Annotated in this window: 16 protein-coding genes; 5 read left to right on the plus strand and 11 right to left on the minus strand. The window is 69.8% G+C overall.

Translation table 11 applies throughout. From position 1 onward, the window contains the following. Nucleotides 1-132: 132 nt before the first annotated feature. The 4 genes from LUX31_RS11565 (at nt 133) to LUX31_RS11580 (ending at nt 3,101) form a co-directional block, all read left to right on the plus strand. Entirely contained in the window at nt 133-771 is a 639-nt protein-coding gene (locus LUX31_RS11565) for an RNA polymerase sigma factor (RefSeq protein WP_235474696.1), read from the plus strand. Further along, complete coding sequence (locus LUX31_RS11570) at nt 765-1,487, plus strand: hypothetical protein (RefSeq protein ID WP_235474697.1); 723 nt, start codon at nt 765-767, stop codon at nt 1,485-1,487. The genes LUX31_RS11565 and LUX31_RS11570 overlap by 7 nt, the downstream gene beginning before the upstream one ends. 261 nt (nt 1,488-1,748) lie before the next feature. Beyond that, a complete protein-coding gene (locus LUX31_RS11575) occupies nt 1,749-2,309 on the plus strand; it encodes a glycoside hydrolase family 25 protein (protein WP_235474698.1) in 561 nt (186 codons plus the stop codon). A gap of 108 nt (nt 2,310-2,417) precedes the next feature. Beyond that, the gene (locus LUX31_RS11580; RefSeq protein ID WP_235474699.1) at nt 2,418-3,101 is read left to right on the plus strand and encodes a Crp/Fnr family transcriptional regulator; all 684 of its coding nucleotides are present in this window, start codon (nt 2,418-2,420) and stop codon (nt 3,099-3,101) included. Nucleotides 3,102-3,164: 63 nt separating this feature from the next. Here the strand turns inward: LUX31_RS11580 and LUX31_RS11585 are convergent, their stop codons facing one another. From LUX31_RS11585 to LUX31_RS11605, 5 genes are all read right to left on the minus strand, one after another. Further along, nucleotides 3,165-4,988 carry an SPFH domain-containing protein gene (locus LUX31_RS11585; RefSeq protein WP_235479881.1) on the minus strand — a complete coding sequence of 608 codons (1,824 nt, stop codon included), beginning with the start codon at nt 4,986-4,988 and terminating at the stop codon, nt 3,165-3,167. Beyond that, nucleotides 4,988-6,427: a TIR domain-containing protein gene (locus LUX31_RS11590; RefSeq protein ID WP_235479882.1), complete on the minus strand. Its 1,440-nt coding sequence runs from the start codon at nt 6,425-6,427 to the stop codon at nt 4,988-4,990. Before LUX31_RS11590 ends, LUX31_RS11585 begins: the two co-directional genes overlap by 1 nt. 216 nt (nt 6,428-6,643) lie before the next feature. After that, nucleotides 6,644-7,927 carry a toll/interleukin-1 receptor domain-containing protein gene (locus LUX31_RS11595; RefSeq protein WP_235474700.1) on the minus strand — a complete coding sequence of 428 codons (1,284 nt, stop codon included), beginning with the start codon at nt 7,925-7,927 and terminating at the stop codon, nt 6,644-6,646. 289 nt (nt 7,928-8,216) lie between these two features. Then, complete coding sequence (locus LUX31_RS11600; RefSeq protein WP_235479883.1) at nt 8,217-8,429, minus strand: EF-hand domain-containing protein; 213 nt, start codon at nt 8,427-8,429, stop codon at nt 8,217-8,219. Between the two features lie 43 nt (nt 8,430-8,472). Continuing rightward, nucleotides 8,473-9,387: a MerR family transcriptional regulator gene (locus LUX31_RS11605; protein WP_235474701.1), complete on the minus strand. Its 915-nt coding sequence runs from the start codon at nt 9,385-9,387 to the stop codon at nt 8,473-8,475. 56 nt (nt 9,388-9,443) lie between these two features. Here LUX31_RS11605 and LUX31_RS11610 point away from each other — a divergent pair, with 56 nt between their 5' ends. Beyond that, entirely contained in the window at nt 9,444-10,082 is a 639-nt protein-coding gene (locus LUX31_RS11610) for a GNAT family N-acetyltransferase (RefSeq protein WP_235474702.1), read from the plus strand. 83 nt (nt 10,083-10,165) lie between these two features. On the opposite strand, the gene LUX31_RS11615 is transcribed toward LUX31_RS11610, so the two are convergent. From LUX31_RS11615 to LUX31_RS11640, 6 genes are all read right to left on the minus strand, one after another. After that, on the minus strand, nt 10,166-10,747 hold the full coding sequence (locus tag LUX31_RS11615) for an ADP-ribosyltransferase (RefSeq protein ID WP_235474703.1): 582 nt from the start codon (nt 10,745-10,747) through the stop codon (nt 10,166-10,168). Nucleotides 10,748-10,845: 98 nt separating this feature from the next. Further along, nucleotides 10,846-12,051, minus strand: a complete 1,206-nt coding sequence (locus LUX31_RS11620) for a YncE family protein (protein ID WP_235474704.1) — start codon at nt 12,049-12,051, stop codon at nt 10,846-10,848. Next, complete coding sequence (locus tag LUX31_RS11625) at nt 12,051-12,821, minus strand: polysaccharide deacetylase family protein (protein WP_235474705.1); 771 nt, start codon at nt 12,819-12,821, stop codon at nt 12,051-12,053. Before LUX31_RS11625 ends, LUX31_RS11620 begins: the two co-directional genes overlap by 1 nt. Nucleotides 12,822-12,898: 77 nt before the next feature. Next, on the minus strand, nt 12,899-13,402 hold the full coding sequence (locus LUX31_RS11630; protein WP_235474706.1) for an ATP-binding protein: 504 nt from the start codon (nt 13,400-13,402) through the stop codon (nt 12,899-12,901). 263 nt (nt 13,403-13,665) lie between these two features. Next, nucleotides 13,666-14,433: an enoyl-CoA hydratase/isomerase family protein gene (locus tag LUX31_RS11635; RefSeq protein WP_235474707.1), complete on the minus strand. Its 768-nt coding sequence runs from the start codon at nt 14,431-14,433 to the stop codon at nt 13,666-13,668. An 89-nt stretch (nt 14,434-14,522) separates the two neighbouring features. Then, on the minus strand, nt 14,523-15,737 hold the full coding sequence (locus tag LUX31_RS11640; RefSeq protein WP_235474708.1) for a L,D-transpeptidase: 1,215 nt from the start codon (nt 15,735-15,737) through the stop codon (nt 14,523-14,525). Between the last annotated feature and the right edge of the window lie 2 nt (nt 15,738-15,739).

A 15,739-nucleotide genomic window follows, 5' to 3' on the forward strand; every position in this document is an offset into this window, starting at 1 on the left:
TTCGTGAGGCCTCCCGTGCTGGTGGGGTCGGCCGGCCCGGGAGAGCCGACCTGAGTACATATTTTCCCCTCGGATACCTTGGGTGACGCACCTCACATGGAACCCGTCGGTCACCGGATGGCAGAGCCAGGCATGGAACCACCCTTCCGGGCCCGCATACGCGCGGGCGACGAGAACTCCTTCCGCGTGCTCTTCCAGGACCACGGGCGGGCTGTGTACAACCACTGTTTCCGTCTGACCGGGGACTGGTCGGTCGCCGAGGACTGCGTCTCGCTGACGTTCCTCGAAACCTGGCGGATGCGGGAGAAGGTCGAGCCGGACGGCGGCAGTCTGCTGCCGTGGCTGCTGGGGATCGCCACCAACGTGGTGCACCACCGCAGACGTACGGCCCGGCGGCACCGGGCCCTGATGGAACGTATGCCTCCGCCCGGCCTGTTGCCGGACTTCGCCGACGAGGTGGTCGGCCGGCTGGAGGACCAGGAGCGGATAGCCGCGGTGCGCAAGGCACTTGACCAGTTGTCGCGGCCGGACCGCGAGGTGCTGGCGCTGTGCGTGTGGGCGGGGCTGGACTACGTAGCGACCGCCGAGGCACTCGGAATACCGGTGGGCACCGTCCGTTCCCGGCTGTCCCGGGCGCGCCGCCGGCTGGAGAAGCTGGCGCTGAAAAATCTGGAGCAGAACCTGGAACCGGCGGCTGCGCGGCGGCAGCAGACAGGTGACCGCCACGAGGCGGTCCGGCCGAGCAGTGGGAAGGGAGAGGGACCGTGGTGAGCAGGGACCAGGAGCAGGACGGAGACGTGCGAGAGCTGCGCAGGCTGCTGGCCGTGCCTGCCGAACGGGACTTCCCCGAAGGCCGACGGGTTCAGCGGGAGGAACATCTGATGCGCAGTTTGCGGACGTTGGCGGGACAGCGGACCGACGGGCGCGGGCGCCGGGTGGGGCAGCGGCTGGCGATGGGGCTGGCGGCGGCAGCGGTCGCGGCGGGCGTGACGGTGGCGCTGCCGGGCGGGTCGGACAGCGGGACGGAGAGCGGGAAGAAGGCCGAGAAGGGAACCGAACAGGGGACCGAGAAGGGCACGGGGACCGGGAACGGGAAGAAGACCGACGTGGTGCCGGCCGGCTACGCGCTGAAGAAGAACGCGAACGGCACGCTGACCATCTATATCAAGGAGGTCAGCATCTGGAGGAACGGGGACGCGGCGCACTTCAAGGAGATGACGGCCAAGATCCGGGCGGCCGGTTTCAACGCGGTCGTCGAGAACTTCCCCTGGGACAAGGTCTGCGGGCAGGACCGGGGAGAGGTCCTGATGCCGGAGAAGACCGGTGACGGCGACTGGGACCAACGGTTCGTCATGACGCACGCGGACACATATCTGGTCACGGTGCACGAGCCCGAGCCCGGACCGAAGGAGCCCGGGCAGACGCAGCCGACCTTCTACAGCGACAAGTTCATCAAGGGCCCGGTCAAACCGTGCAAGTCCTCGTGACCCGCCCCATGACGTGGTGAGGCCGTGACGCGGCCGTGCGACACGGCCGCGTCACAGCCCCGGAGTCGCTTCGAACGGGCTGGAGAAGGGCTGCCCGTTGGGCCTGCACCCCCGCGCCTCCTTCGCCGACTACCTGGCCCGCTGGCTCATCGACGCGATGGGCGAGTACCGCGTGCCGGAGATCCCGTAGCAGGTGTCACTTGTGCAAGGGTTGGGGTACTTCAACTCCTGTCCCCCCACCCGTACTTCAGGGAGCACCGCATGCTGCGCGGCATCGACGTGAGCGCGTACCAGTCCGACACCTACGACACGGACGGCCTCTCCTTCGTCTTCATCAAGGCGACGGAGGGCCGTTCGTACATCAACCCCAAGCTGACGGCCCAGACGAAGCGGGCCCGCGACGGCGGCTGCGTGGTCGGCTTCTACCACTTCCTCTGGCCCGGCAACCTGACGGCCCAGGCCGAGTACTTCGTCGCCCAGGCCCCGGAGCGGGGCAACGCCGACATCCTCGCCGTCGACTGGGAGACGACGGGCGACGGCACCCACGCGTCCAACGCGGAGAAGGACACCTTCATCCGCAAGGTGAAGGAGCTTCGGCCGGACTGCCGGGTCGTCCTCTACTGCAACCGGAACTTCTGGCTGAACATCGACACGACCTCCTACGCCGGTGACGGACTGTGGATCGCCGACTATGTGACGGCCGGTGAGCCCCGTATCCAGGCCAAGTGGCTCTTCCACCAGTACACCGACGACCCGGTCGACACGAACGTCGGCGACTTCGCGACCAAGAAGGCGCTGCAGGAGTGGGCGGACTTCAAATGACGGGTCCGTCGGCTGACGGGCTCATCGACTGACAGGTGACGGCCGACATATCCTCGGCACAGCCGCACACCTGGACCGGGGGCGTCCCATGGCCGAGACGGGCACATCGTGAACGGCGGTCGCCGCCCGGCCACCTTCTGGGAGGCGCTGGCGCCCGCGGAGCGGGACGCGTTGCTGCGGGTGGCGAGCCGGATGTCGCTGCCCGCCGACGAGCAGTTCCTGGCGCAGGGCGAGGACTCCGACCATCTGGTCGTGCTGCTGCGCGGCTGGGTCAAGGTCGTCGCCCAGTCCCACGCCGGCTACCGCGCCCTGCTCGCGCTGCGCGGTCCCGGTGAACTCCTCGGTGAGCAGGCGGGGTTGGAGCGAACCCGGCGCTCGGCCTCGCTGCTCACGGCGACGACGGTCGACCTGCTGCAGCTGCCTGCCGCCCGCTTCCAGGCGCTGGCCCGGACCAGCGCAGGAGTGTCGGCGGCGCTGGAGCAGACGCTGTCCGGGCGGCTGCGCGAGGCCGACGTCCAGCGCACCGGCATCACCGAACCGGTCCCGGTGCGGCTCGCCGCCCTCCTCCTCGACCTGGCCGAACGCTGCGGGCATCCCGACCCGGACGGCACCGGCGTACGCATCACGCTGCCGCTCTCCCAGGACGACCTGGCGGGGCTGGTGCTCAGCTCGCGCCGTACGGTGAGCCGGGTGCTGGAGCAATGGCGCGGCCGGGGCTGGATCGTGACGGGGCGTCAGGCGTTGCTGATCCGGTCGGTGGACCAGTTGAAGGGGGAGGCGTTCGGGGGGTGACCGACCGGAGCGCCGGAAGTTCCGCCCTGCACAACGGTTTTCCCGTGTGCCTGTGCTCTCCGCTCAGACCTCGTCGTACTCGTCGTCCGCCGCCTCGTCCCCGTCGATCGTGTCCGTCACGTTCTCCGTCAGTTCCTCCCTGCCCGGGGTCGCCTCGATCCCCTGACCTGTGCGCAGCTCGCGCAGCCGGGAGAGCATGTCCTGCATGGTTGCCATCGGCAGGACCTGGGCGAGTTGGGTGATGTCGCCGCCGCCGATGTACTCGGGGACGTCGAACTTGGCGAACTCCCGGACGATGCGGATCATCGCCACGTTGTCCGGGCCCAGCAGAGCCACCTCCTCCTTGAGTTCGAGGGCGACCCGCCGGGCCTCCTGTCGCACCCGGTACTCGTCGATCAGGTCCTCCAGCTTGGCGTTCTTCAGGCTCACTCCGAGGTTTTCGCCGCGCATCTCCTCGTAGAACTTCGCCTTGAGGCGTTCGAGGAGGACCGGGTCCGTGGGGGTGAAGCTGCCGAGGGTGCCGCCCAGCATGCCGAGTTCCCACTTCTCCAGCGCGTGCATGACCCGGTCGGTGAGTTCCTTGCGGACGTCCTGGTAACTCGCGAGGAAGTCCAGCACCGAGCTGGTCATGGCGATCTGGGCGAAGTACCCGGCGACGGTCAGTCCGAGGACGTCCCGGACGAACCGCTTCATGGGGGCCCGGTCGTTCACGAGGCCGCCCAGGTCGGAGTCGCTGTCGTTGCCGAACTGGCTGACCAGCCTGGGTGCCACGCGCGGCGGGATCTGCAGGTTCTGCGAGAGCGTCACCGCCAGGTCGAAGCCCTGGACGTTGACGACGATCGGCCCGAGGTCCGCGTCGTAGTTGTCGGTCTCGGCGTCCTGCTTGTTCTGCCAGGTGAGGATCAGCACCCGGGTCGGGATCAGCATCACGCGGACGAACCAGGGGTTGAGCGAGTACGCGGTGCCCTGGCCCAGCGTCTGCTCCTGGATGCCCCGCTGTCCCCCGTTCGCCAGGAAGGTCCAGGGCCTGCGGAAGCTGCTGTGGCCCGGCACCCGCGGGGCCACCGTGCCGGATTCGGTGTCCTCCGGAGGTTCGGCACCGTCGAGGGTGACGACCACTCCGGTGTAGCCCTCGCTGATGGCCACGTCCCGGAGGTGGGCCGCCGTCAGCCCCTCGTGCGAGGAGCCCACATTGTCGACCGTGATGACCTCGAACAACGCCGGGTTGATGGCGTAGGAGGTGCCACCGCCCAGAACGGCGAGCTGCTTGCCCTGTTCGCCGCCGCCGGACAGGAAGGCCTGGCCGTCCTGGAAGCTGTTGCACTCGACATGGCGGCCGAACCGCCGCTCCGGCGGCCGGACGGCCCCCGCCCTGGCCCGCACCAGACCCACCGTGCCCAACGGCACCTCGGTGCGGGGTTCCATCGAGACCTCGAACAGCCGGGTGTTGATGTAGTACGACTGACCGCCCGCCAGCGTCGTCACCTGGACGCCCTGCTCGCCGCCGCCGAGCAGGAACGCCTCGCCGTCCCGGAAGTTGTCGCAGTCGACGTGCCGGCCCAAGGTGCGGCCGTCGGTGAGGTTGCGCCCCTCGATCGCTCTGACCAGGCCGATCTGCCCCGGCGGAACGTGCACCCGGGGCACGTACTTCACGCTGTACAGCACCGGTGTACGCCAGTGGATGCCTCCGGGGAGCAGCGTGCGGGCGTGCACGCCCTTCGCCGTACCGGGGTTGATCTCCTTGAACGCGGGATCGGGATACGAGGGGCCGAAGTGGCGGGTGACGATGCCCACATGGTCGGCGGGCACCAGGACGCGCCCCGCCCAGCCGGCCCACAGCGCCGCTGCCAGCAGGAGTACGAGGACGAGGACGGTCAGGATCTGCATCACGAGGTGGCCTTCCACTCACGCAGCCGTGCGTGGATCGCCAGCACGGTCGTGCTCCAACGGTCGTACCAGTCATGGGCGTTCTCGTGTCCGGGATCCCGGAGGGTGGGAAAGAACCCGGGTCGCACGAGGCGACCGGGCTGTTCCTGACCCGGCGCGGACCGTCGTACGAAGTCGCTGTAGACCCGGGGTGCGAGTTCCTCCGAGGAGTCGCGCCAGCCCAGGGCCGCGCCCAGGTCGAGGAAGTACAGGCCTCCCCGTCGGCCCGGGTCGGGGACGAGTGCGAGCTGTCCGCCGAAACCCTGGCGGCCGTCGGAACAGCCGGCCCACAGTGCGTCGATGCCGGCCAGCAGGTCCAGGGGGAGCTCGGCGGCCTGGCGTCGGCTCAGCCAGCCCTCGGTGAGCCGGCCGGCCGTCTCCAGGACGAGCCGGGTGGTCAGCAGGTCGGCGTGCGCGTACTCGCCCTCGGCGAGATGGGCGCGCAGTTGTCCGAGAGCGGCCGACTGTGTCAGGGCGACCACCGGCACCCGACGGCCGCCGGGCCCGCGGTGCGTCGCTTCGGGGAGCCGGACCGGGCGTTCGTGCCGTACGTCGTCGTACAGCCGGCGCAGCAGGTCGAGTTGCGCCGCGTCCGGCAGGGTGTGGTCGCGGGCGTCCAGGTGCCAGGTGGCGGCCAGGTGGAAGTTGACGTCACCGTCGAGGAGTACGGGCACGAAGGGCCGCCCGTGCACCTGGCCCTCCAGGATCATGCGTGTGACGTCGTCGGAGTCCTGCGACCGGGGAGTCATCACGACGACGACTGCCACGGCGTACCGGAGCTGCTGTCTGATCGTCCAGAACTGGGCGTCGCCGGGCCGGAGATCGTCCGTCGACCACACCGGCAGCCCGGCCGAGCGCAGCTGCCCGGCCAGCCGAGCGCCGTACTCGGCGTCGGCGGGGGCGTAGCAGACGACGAAGGCGGGGTCCGCCGGGGGTGTGAGGGGCCGGGGCGGGCTGGGATTCGCGGCGTCGAGGTTGTCCGGGGAGGGGACGGCGTCCGTCGGGCGGGGGCGGCCCGTGATGATGTCCGCGAGTTCGGCCGCCATGGACGCGAACGCCTGGCCGGTGACGTCACTGAAGTCCCGCCAGACCCGGTGTGCGGCGAACGGGGGCCTGCGCACGTGCCCGAGCAGCACAGGGATGAAGTGCAGACCGCGCGAGGCCGCCTCGGTGGCCAGCACGGCGTACTCGTCCCTGGCGAGCGCGTCGCGCATGGATGCCGGGCTGATCACGGCGATCCCGTGAGTGGAGGCGCGCAGGGCGGCCTCCTGCTCGTGGAGCACGACTTTGCCCGGCTCGATGCTCCACTGGTCGTGCAACGTCGACAGCCCGTGCTCGGCGAGTTGTCCGGCCAGCATCCTGGCCCAGTCGGCGTCGTCGGCCGCGTAGGAGAGGAACACGTTCAACCGCTCGGACCTCCTCGGCCGGCCTTCAGGATCTCCCGGTTGCGGCAGAACCGGGTCGTCCGCTGCGGGGCGACCAAAATAGGGGTGGAACACCACATTCCGCCCTGATTTCAGATAATCGGCACCCATCCGTGTGAGCCAGGGGACTGCCCTGGGACAACAGGTGCCTGGATGTCCCTGGATGTGCGCCCCGGTGCGGCGCAAGAGGCGTCAGACGCCCGGCGCGGGGGGCCGCCCGCGCACGATCCGCACCAGTCGCCCGACCTCGGCGTCGTACCGCGCGGAGCCGGGCTCGCGCAGGTCCACCGGTTGCCGGATGGCGGCGAACGCCGGGAGGGCGACGTCGTCCACCGGTGCCGGTACGAAACGCAGGCCGTTCAGATGTGCGTGCTGGAGGAGCGTCGCGTACTCCTCGGCGATCCGGACGTCGTCCATCGTCGTACGCCCGAACAGGAGCACCCCCAGCACGGCCCCGGCCAGCGCCCGTTCGGCCTCCAGCAGCGGGACCAGCCCCGGCGCGACCCACCGCACCAGGAACACCGACGCGCTGGCCTCCTGAAGGCGCGAGGCCAGCCGTTCCGCGGCACCGCTCTCGGCGTCCGCGTACGACACGAAGACGTCGTACGCGCCCTGCCCGCCGGGGCGGTCGTCCCCGGGCCCGGCAACCGGTTCCGCCCTTGGCTCCACCGCTTCGGCCGCGGGTACATCGGCGGACCGTCGACGGACCGGATCCCGGACATCGAGATCACCCGCCACGTCGTCACGACCGAGGGCCTTGAGCGTGGGCGGCGGAACCGGGCTCCCCGAGTCGGTTCCGCCGCCGGCTCTTCCCGCTGTGCCGCCCAGAGCGGAGGCTCCCCCTGTCGCTCCGCCGGGCGGCTCCCCCGGATCCGCGGGAAGTCCTGGTGGCGCCGCGTAGCCGGGTACGGTGACCCAGCCGCGGCGCGGTTCGCCGTGCTTGGTGACGAAGTCGGCCGGCAGATAGGCCGCCGGGTCGATGCCCGGGTAGCGGCCCAGCACGACCGCCCTGTGGACGCTCTCCGACACCACGAGCACCAGCTGGGCCCGCCGCGCCTCGGCGAGCACCCGCCTGACCGGGCCCGCGTCCACCAGCCGGGCGAGGTCGTTGATGGCCGTACCGGTCCAGCGCTCGCCCTGCCGGATCACGAGGCCCTGGTTGAGGCCGACCCGCAGCCGCATCCGGTGGTCCTCGTTGTACCTCGCCCGGTGGGCCAGCAGTGCGTCCTCCAGACCGCGCTGGAGTTCGCGCAGCAGCCTGGTCGGGCTGGTGCCGACGGGGACCAGGATCAGCATGCCGTCGCCGCGGTCCTGGACCGGGCAGTCGGCGAGGACGAGTCCGGCCCGGCCGAGCGCGAACCCGACCACCTCGTACAGCTCTTCGTGCAGGGTGGCCTGGGCGTTCTCCGGGCGCAGGCTGAAGTCCTCGATGTCGAGCAGCACGATCCAGTAGCTGAAGGGGTCCGGCGACATCATGGCTGTCCTCCTGTGCTCCGGCAGGACCACGAGCCCTCCGGCGGTTCCATGCAAAGGCCTGGCATCAGCAGCGTCTACGCCAACTGGCGCACAGCGTGGCTGATTTGGCACATCGCCGCTTTTCGGACATGACAGCACACCGGAAGACAAGAAGCCCCATGACGGATTCACGTATTGGACGAGCGAATCCATCGATCCGCCATGACCCCGCCCCCGGAAGGGCATGAGGGAACGCGAAAGGGCGCCCACCGAGAATCCGGCGAGCGCCCCAACCACGTACCACCGCGCACTACTTGTTCAGGTACGTCCAGAACTCGTCGAACGACAGGAGCTTGTCGCCGTCGAGGTCGCGGGAGGCGATGATGACCTCGGCCACGGACTCGGTGACGTTCCAGTCACCCTCCTGCGCCAGGGCGGACTTGAACTCGGCGGCCGTGATGAACCCGTCACCGTTCGTGTCGATCCGCTCGAACTGCTTGCGTGCTTCCTCGATGTCCGCCACCGGGACCCGCCCCTTCATGTACGTACCTGCTGACGAGGTCAGATTAACTGGCCAGGTGGGCGCGGAGCGCCGCGACCACCCAGGTGAACTCCTCCCGGTGCGCGGCCAGCGGTTCCCGGCCTTTCACGGTGAGCAGCAACTCGCGGTAACGGGCGACCGTGTCGTTCGTCGACGACTCCAGGCGTGCGAGTACGCCGGCGGGGTCGGCGTCGCCCAGTATGTCCCGCACCACGTCCTCGGCCTCCGGGTCGTCGGGGGCGATGCCCTGCTTCCGGGCGTCGACCGCGAGCTTCATCATCCGCTGCGCGAACCACAGGGAGGAGCCGTCCGCGGTGTCGTGGCCGCGGTCGGCGGCGTTGAACTCGGCGACCGCCCGCATCCGCGCCCGGAACTCCGGGTCCCGCAACAGCTCGGCCAACTCGACCCAGGCGTCGACCTGTTCGGGCGTGGGGTCTTCGGGCAGGTCGGTGGCGATGGTCCGCATCCGCTCGCGGATCACCGGGTCCGCCGCGTCGAGGCCGTGGAACATCTCGTCCACGAACTCCTCCAGGATGCGTTTGCGTTCGGCGGCCGACAGCCGCGCGAGCTTGTTCATCAGCGTCATCTCCTCCGCGGTCGAACCGCGTCTCGCCACGGACGACAGCACCGCACGGGTCACCTTCAGCGTCCGGATCTGCGCGTCCAGCGCCGCCACATGCGCGGCGGCCACCTCCGCGACCGTCGTCTCCCCGGCCAGCACCGCGCGTACGTGGTCCAGGCCGAGGCCCAGTTCGCGCAGGGTGCGGATCAGTTCGAGGCGGGCCACGGAGCCGGCATCGTACAGCCGGTAGCCGCCGGACGACCTGGTCACGGGCGGCAGGGCGCCCTCGTCGGACCAGTAACGGATGGTCCGTACGGTCAGTCCGGTGGCCCGGGCCAGCTCGCCGATGGTGAGATATCCGTTGCCGTCGTCGATCATGTTCGCGAGTCTGGGCCTTCCAGTGGGTGGAGACTCAAGAGGCCGGGAGGGGCACTGTGGGGGAAACGCTGAGGGACATTCTCGACGGCGTCGCGCGGGGCGGCTTCCCGCCGCCGGACGGCCGTACGACCATCGTGCCCCAGGCCTCCCACCGCGACGCCGGAGTCCTCGCCTTCACCGCGCACGCGGTCGTCTTCACGGACGAGGACCCGGACTGGGTACGCCGGACCCTGGCCGGCGTGGACAGCGACGCGCTCTCCGCGCCGATGAACCCGCGCTTCCTGGCCGCCCTCATGGACCGTACGGGCCGCTCGAACGAGACGATCGACATGCTGGCGGTGGCTTCGCCGCTGCCGGGTGAGCCGTCTCTGACGCTGACGGAGATCGACGATCCCGGTCATCACCGGGTCGCCCGGGCGCACAAGCACCGGGACGACGTCCGGGTGTGGGCGGCCGAAGGCGGGGTGCTCATTCTGGGGCGTGGGGTCGCGGGGCGGCTGGAGGCCGCGGTGGAGGTGGCGGAGGGGGTACGGCATCGGGGGCTGGGGCGGGCCCTCGCGGGGGCCGCGCGGCAGTTGAGCGGTGGGGAGGTTGTGTGGGCGCAGATGGCTCCGGGGAACGCCCGCAGTGTGCGGGCGTTCCTGGGGGCGGGGTTTGTGCCGGTGGGCGGGGAGGCGTTGCTGCTCGCCCAGTGAGGGGGTTGTGCCTTGGCCGCGGGCCGGTGGGGGCTGGCCGCGCAGTTCCCCGCGCCCCTGCAGGACGCCCCTGCAGGGCGCGCTCAGTGCCAGGACTCGTAGTGGGGGTTGCTCTCGCAGGCGCTCATGATTTCTACCTTTGTCGTCTTGTTGACCGGGCAGACGCCGATGATGTACTTCCGCTCGATTCCGCCGGGGAAGGCGACCTCGACCTGGTCGGCCCATTTGTGGGTGTCGCCGATGGTCTTGTTGACGTCCACGCCGCCCGGGGCATCGATGTAGTAGTTGTAGCCCGACTTCCACCACGTCTTGTACAGGTCGTGGTCGTACGTCGTGGAGACGTACGGGGAGGGCTGGTTGACCAGGACGTACTTCTCGATGTCGTACTGGCCGTTGATGACGTCCCTGGGCTTGAGGCCCTCCGCGAAGATGACCTCCGGGCCGCGGCCGTCGCTGCGGTAGAGGGTGCCGCAGGTCTTCCGCCAGACCGGCTCGGGCGTGATGCGGTCGACGTCGACGCGGCGGTCGACGGCGGCCTTGACCGGGTCGTCGAACTGGGGGCAGGCGGGGGCGGCTTTCGGGACTGTGGCGGCCGAGGTCGCGAAGACGGCGGCCAGGGAGAGGACGATGGCAGCGGTCCGCCGCCGCAGGCGAGTGGTGATCATGCGTGCACCCTCTCGGGTCTACGGCGACGGACCGGGGACCGTCACTCGATCGGCGGCGTGTCAGACGACAGGCCGCCGGTCGGTCAACTCGTCGCGGATCAGCGGAAGATGCCCGTGTGGCCGAGCGAATAGCGGCCGGGCTGCGGGTAGACGGCGAGGCCGTGCGGGCCGCTGCCCACCTTGATGCGGGCCAGCTGCCTGCCGGTCCGGGTGTCGATGGCGTACACCTCGGCGTCGTAACGGCCGGACAGCCAGAGGACCTTGCCGTCGGCGGAGACACCGCCCATGTCGGGGCTGCCGCCGTCGGGCAGGTGCCACTTCTTGGTCAGTTCGCCCTTCTCGAAGTCGAAGACGGAGACGCTGCCCTCACCCCGGTTCGACACGTACATCTCGCGGGAGTCGCGGCTGACGTACAGGCCGTGGGTGCCCTTGCCGGTGGGCAGGAGGGTGGGCCGGGTGAACTTGTCGCCGTCCAGGACCCACATGCCGTCGGCCATCATGTCGGCGATGTAGAACCGCTTCCCGTCCGGCGAGATCTTGACGTCCTGCGGCATCGCGCCCTCGTAGGGCAGCTTCTGCTGCGCCACGACCTCCATCTTCTCCGTGTCGACCTTCAGCAGTTCGCCGCTGAACTCGCAGGACACGATGAAGTACCGGCCGTCGAGGGAGAAGTCGGCGTGGTTGACGCCGTAGCAGCTGACGGGCTCGGTCTTGACGGTCTTCATGGTGTGCGGGTCGCGGAAGACCAGCTCGCGGTCGAGGGAGGCCATGACGACGGCGTACTTGCCGTTGGGCGTGAAGTAGAGGTTGTACGGGTCGTGCACGTCGACCGGCTTGCCTGCCTTCCCGGTCTTCGGGTCGATGGGCGTGAGGGTGTGGCCACGGTTGTTGTTGACCCAGAGCGTCTTCAAGTCCCAGGACGGGACGACGTGTTGGGGCTGCCGTCCGACGTGGATCGTCTCGACGATCTCGTACGTCTTCGGGTCGATGACGGAGACGGTGTCGGACTCGGTGTTGGGCACGTACACGCGGGACGGGAAGTCCCGTACGACCGGGGAGAGTTTGTTCGGCCGGTCGGCGGCGTAGACGTCACGGGGGTGGAGGACGGGCGGCATCCCGGGGAGGCCTCGGACGACCGGTTTGGCGGGCGCGGCGGGTTTCACCGGCTTGACCGCGCCGAGGGTCCGGTTCGGCTGCTCCCGGGTCTCGGTGCCGCAGGCGGTGAGTCCGGCGAGGACGGTGAGGGCGGCTCCCGCGACAAGGGCGCGGGCGACGGTGGTGGGGGCGAGTGCAGTGGGGGGCATCAGCTCAGCAGCTCCGTGGTGGTCACCGCGTGCAGGCCGCGGCGGTCGAGTTCGTGCAGGAGACCGGGCAGCGCGGCGACCGTGTCTGCGTACCCGAAGTGCAGGCTCACGATCGATCCGGCGCGGACGTCGGCCATGACATTGCGTACGACGGCGGGGGCGCCCGGCGAGGTGAAGTCGAGGGAGTCGACGTCGTAGGAGAGGACGTGCGGGTAGCCGGCCCGGCGGGCGAGCCGTTCGACGAGCGGGGAGGCGAGGGCGGCGCGCGAGGGTCGGAACCAGGTGCCGATGGACCCGGTGAGCGTCTTCAGCCGCTCGGCGCACCCCCTGATCTCGGCCTCGGCGTCCGCCTCCGGCATGGCGTTGATGTCGAGGTGCCGGAGGGTGTGGTTGCCGAGTTCATGGCCGCCGTCGAGGACACGGCGGGCGAGCCCGGGATGGGCGTCGAGCCAGGTCCCGACGGCGAACACGGTGACCCGGGAGCCGTGTTTCTCGGCGGCGGAGAGCAGCGCGTGCGCGGTGGCGGGGTCGCCGTTGCCGTGGAAGGTGAGGGCGACGCGGGGGCGGTCGCGGGGGCCGTGGAGGATCTGGGCGGGGTAGCGGAGGAGAGGTGCGGGAGCGGGGGCGGGGGTGGACGTACGGGAGGAGGGGGCGGCGGGAGGAGCGGCGGCACCGCCGGTCGCGCACCCGGTGGTCAGCACCCCCGAGGCAACGATCCCGGCGCCCGCACGCAGCACCGCCCGACGGTCGGTCGTGGTCACCCGCACCATTTAAGGGGGGTTGGGACGGAAAACGGGCGATTAGCCCGATCGGCGGCCCGCCCACTCAACCATGGAGCCGTAGACGCCTACCTGTCGGCGACCCGCATCTCGAACCACGTCGTCTTTCCGCGCGGCAGGAGGTCGACCCCCCACCGGTCGGAGAGCTTGTCCACCAGCATCAGCCCCCGCCCGCTGATGTCCATCTCCTGGACCGGCATCAGACACGGCAGCCCCCGCGAGGGGTCCCGGACCTCCACCCGGATCCATCCCCGGCGCCGGCGCATGTGCAGGCCGAAGACTCTCGCGCCGGTGTGGCGTACGGCGTTGCCGACCAGTTCGGAGACGAGCAGGACCGCGTCCTCCGTCATCTTGGGGGTGAGCCCCCAGTGGCGCAGCACGACGATCTGGGCGAGGCGGCGCGCGGTCGCGGCGGACTCGGGGCGGGACGGCAGCCTGATCTCGCGCTCTGTGGGGTTTCCGAACAACTCGAACGCCTTGAGCGCCCGTTCGTCCTCGACCGCAGGCGACCACCGCGCTGCCGTCGCACGGGCGTGTCCCCGCGGCTGTTCCATGCCCTCCAGCCCCGCCATGCCCCCATCATGGCCGCCCGAACCGGTCGCCGGGGCCGTTCCCGAGGAATACGTTCCCCGGAATGAGTCATTCCGATTCGATCCCCTGACATATGCCAGAGACATCCCGTTGGGGGGTAAAGCCCCTCCCACCTGCGACGGAAGCTCACTTGCGGGCAAGCGGCAGGCCCCCTCGACAAGACAGGCTTAAGGTTGGGTTAAGGCTCCCGTAAACCGCCCTATCGAGGGACCTGGAATCAGACATCGCGTCAACTGCAGGCGCTTTACAAGAACTTCGCTCTGCCGGGGCCTTCCTTGACGAAGCTCCGCATGCCGATCTCCCGGTCCTCCGTCGCGAACAGGCCCGCGAACCAGTTCCGCTCGATCGCGAGCCCGGTCTCCAGGTCCGTCTCCAGCCCCGCGTCGATGGACTCCTTCGCCGCGCGCAGCGCGATCGCCGGGCCCTGCGCGAGCTTCGCCGCCCAGGCGTGCGCCTCGGTGTAGACATCGGCGGCCGGTACGACCCGGTCCACCAGACCGAGTGACAGCGCCTCGTCGGCCTTGACCATCCGGCCGGTGAAGATCAGGTCCTTGGCCCTGGAGGGGCCGATCAGCCGGGACAGCCGCTGCGTACCGCCGGCGCCGGGGATCACGCCCAGCAGGATCTCCGGCTGGCCGAGCTTCGCGTTGTCACCGGCGATGCGGTAGTCGGCGCAGAGCGCCAACTCGCAGCCGCCGCCCAGCGCGTAGCCCGTGACGGCGGCGACGACCGGCTTGGGGATACGGGCGACGGCGCTGAAGGAGTCCTGCAGGTCCCTGGCCCGGGCGACCATCGCCGCGTGGTCCATGGCCTGCATCTCCTTGATGTCCGCACCGGCTGCGAACACCTTCTCCCCGCCGTACACGACGACCGCCCGTACGTCGTCCCGACGGGTGGCCTCCTCCGCGAGTTCCTTGAGGCGGTCCTGGGTGGCGACGTCCAGCGCGTTCATGGGCGGACGGTCCAGCCGGAGCGTGCCCACACCTTCGGCGACTTCGAGATGCACAGTCATGGAGGCAGGTTAACCATGACTAACGCGTACGGGCCCGGTGCTGTCAGTCACACCGGGCCCGCAGAAACTCGTAGAGCAAAGGGAAAGGGCTACGCCTTCCACTTCTCCCAGGACATGTTCCAGGCGTTGAGCCCGTTGTCCGGGTCGACGATGCGGTCGTTGGAGTTCTTCACGATCACCACGTCGCCGATCATCGACCGGTTGAAGAACCAGGCCGCCGCGACCTTGCCGTCGTAGCCGCCGCGTACGTCCTTCAGGCCGATGCAGCCGTGGCTGGCGTTGTAGTTGCCGAAGGCGCTCGGTGCCCAGTAGTTGCCGTGGATGAAGGTGCCGGAGGTGGTCAGCCGCTGGGCGTGCGGCACGTCCTTGATGTCGTACTCGCCGCCGTAGCCGACCGTCTCGCCGTTCATCCGGGTCACTTCGAGGCGCTCGGTGATGACCATCTGGCCGTTCCAGGTCTCGTAGCCGGGTGCACCGGTGGTGACGGGGATGGTCTTGATGACCTTGCCGTCCCGGCGTACGACCATCGTCTTGGTCTTGACGTCGACCGTCGAGACCTGGCTGCGGCCGATGGTGAAGGAGACCTGCTTGGCCTGCTTGCCGTAGACACCGGGGCGTCCCTCGACGCCGTCGAGGGCGAGGGAGACCGTGACCTTCGTACCCGGCTTCCAGTACTTCTCCGGGCGGAAGTCGAGGCGGTCGTTGCCGAACCAGTGGCCCTCGACGTCGACGGCCGGCTCGGTCTTGACGGTGATCGCCTTCTCGACGTCCTCGGGGGACGTGATGCCCCTGCTGAAGCTGATCGAGAACGGCATGCCCACGCCGACCTTGGAACCGTCCTCGGGCGTGAACGTACCGATGAACGTGTTCTTCGGGGTGAGGGTGGTGAAGGAGGACTCCTCCGCCGCCGTACGCCCCTCGGCGTCCTTCGCCACGACGTGCACCTTGTACGTGGTCGACGCGGTGAGATGCGTCGAGGGCGCCCACTTGGTGTCACCGGCGGTCAGTGTGCCCTCGACCGGGTTGCCCTTGGCGTCCTCGACCTTGACCTCGGTCAGCTTGCCCTTGGCGGCGCTGACGGTGAGGGCGCCGTTGGTGTCCACGGACCTGGCGCCGTTCTTGGGCGCGATGGTGACGACCGCCTGCGACTGCTGGGACTGCGTCGCGGTGGAGTCCGTGCCCTTCGGCTTGGCGTCGTCGGCCCCTGAGCCCGAGTCGCCGCCCCCGCTGCACGCGGTGACGGCGACGAGCAGAACTCCGGCGAGCAGTGCCCCCGTTGCCCCCGATATTGGTCGCGCGTTCAAGC

It is taken from the genome of Streptomyces sp. GQFP, from assembly GCF_021545335.1.
Taxonomy (GTDB): domain Bacteria; phylum Actinomycetota; class Actinomycetes; order Streptomycetales; family Streptomycetaceae; genus Streptomyces.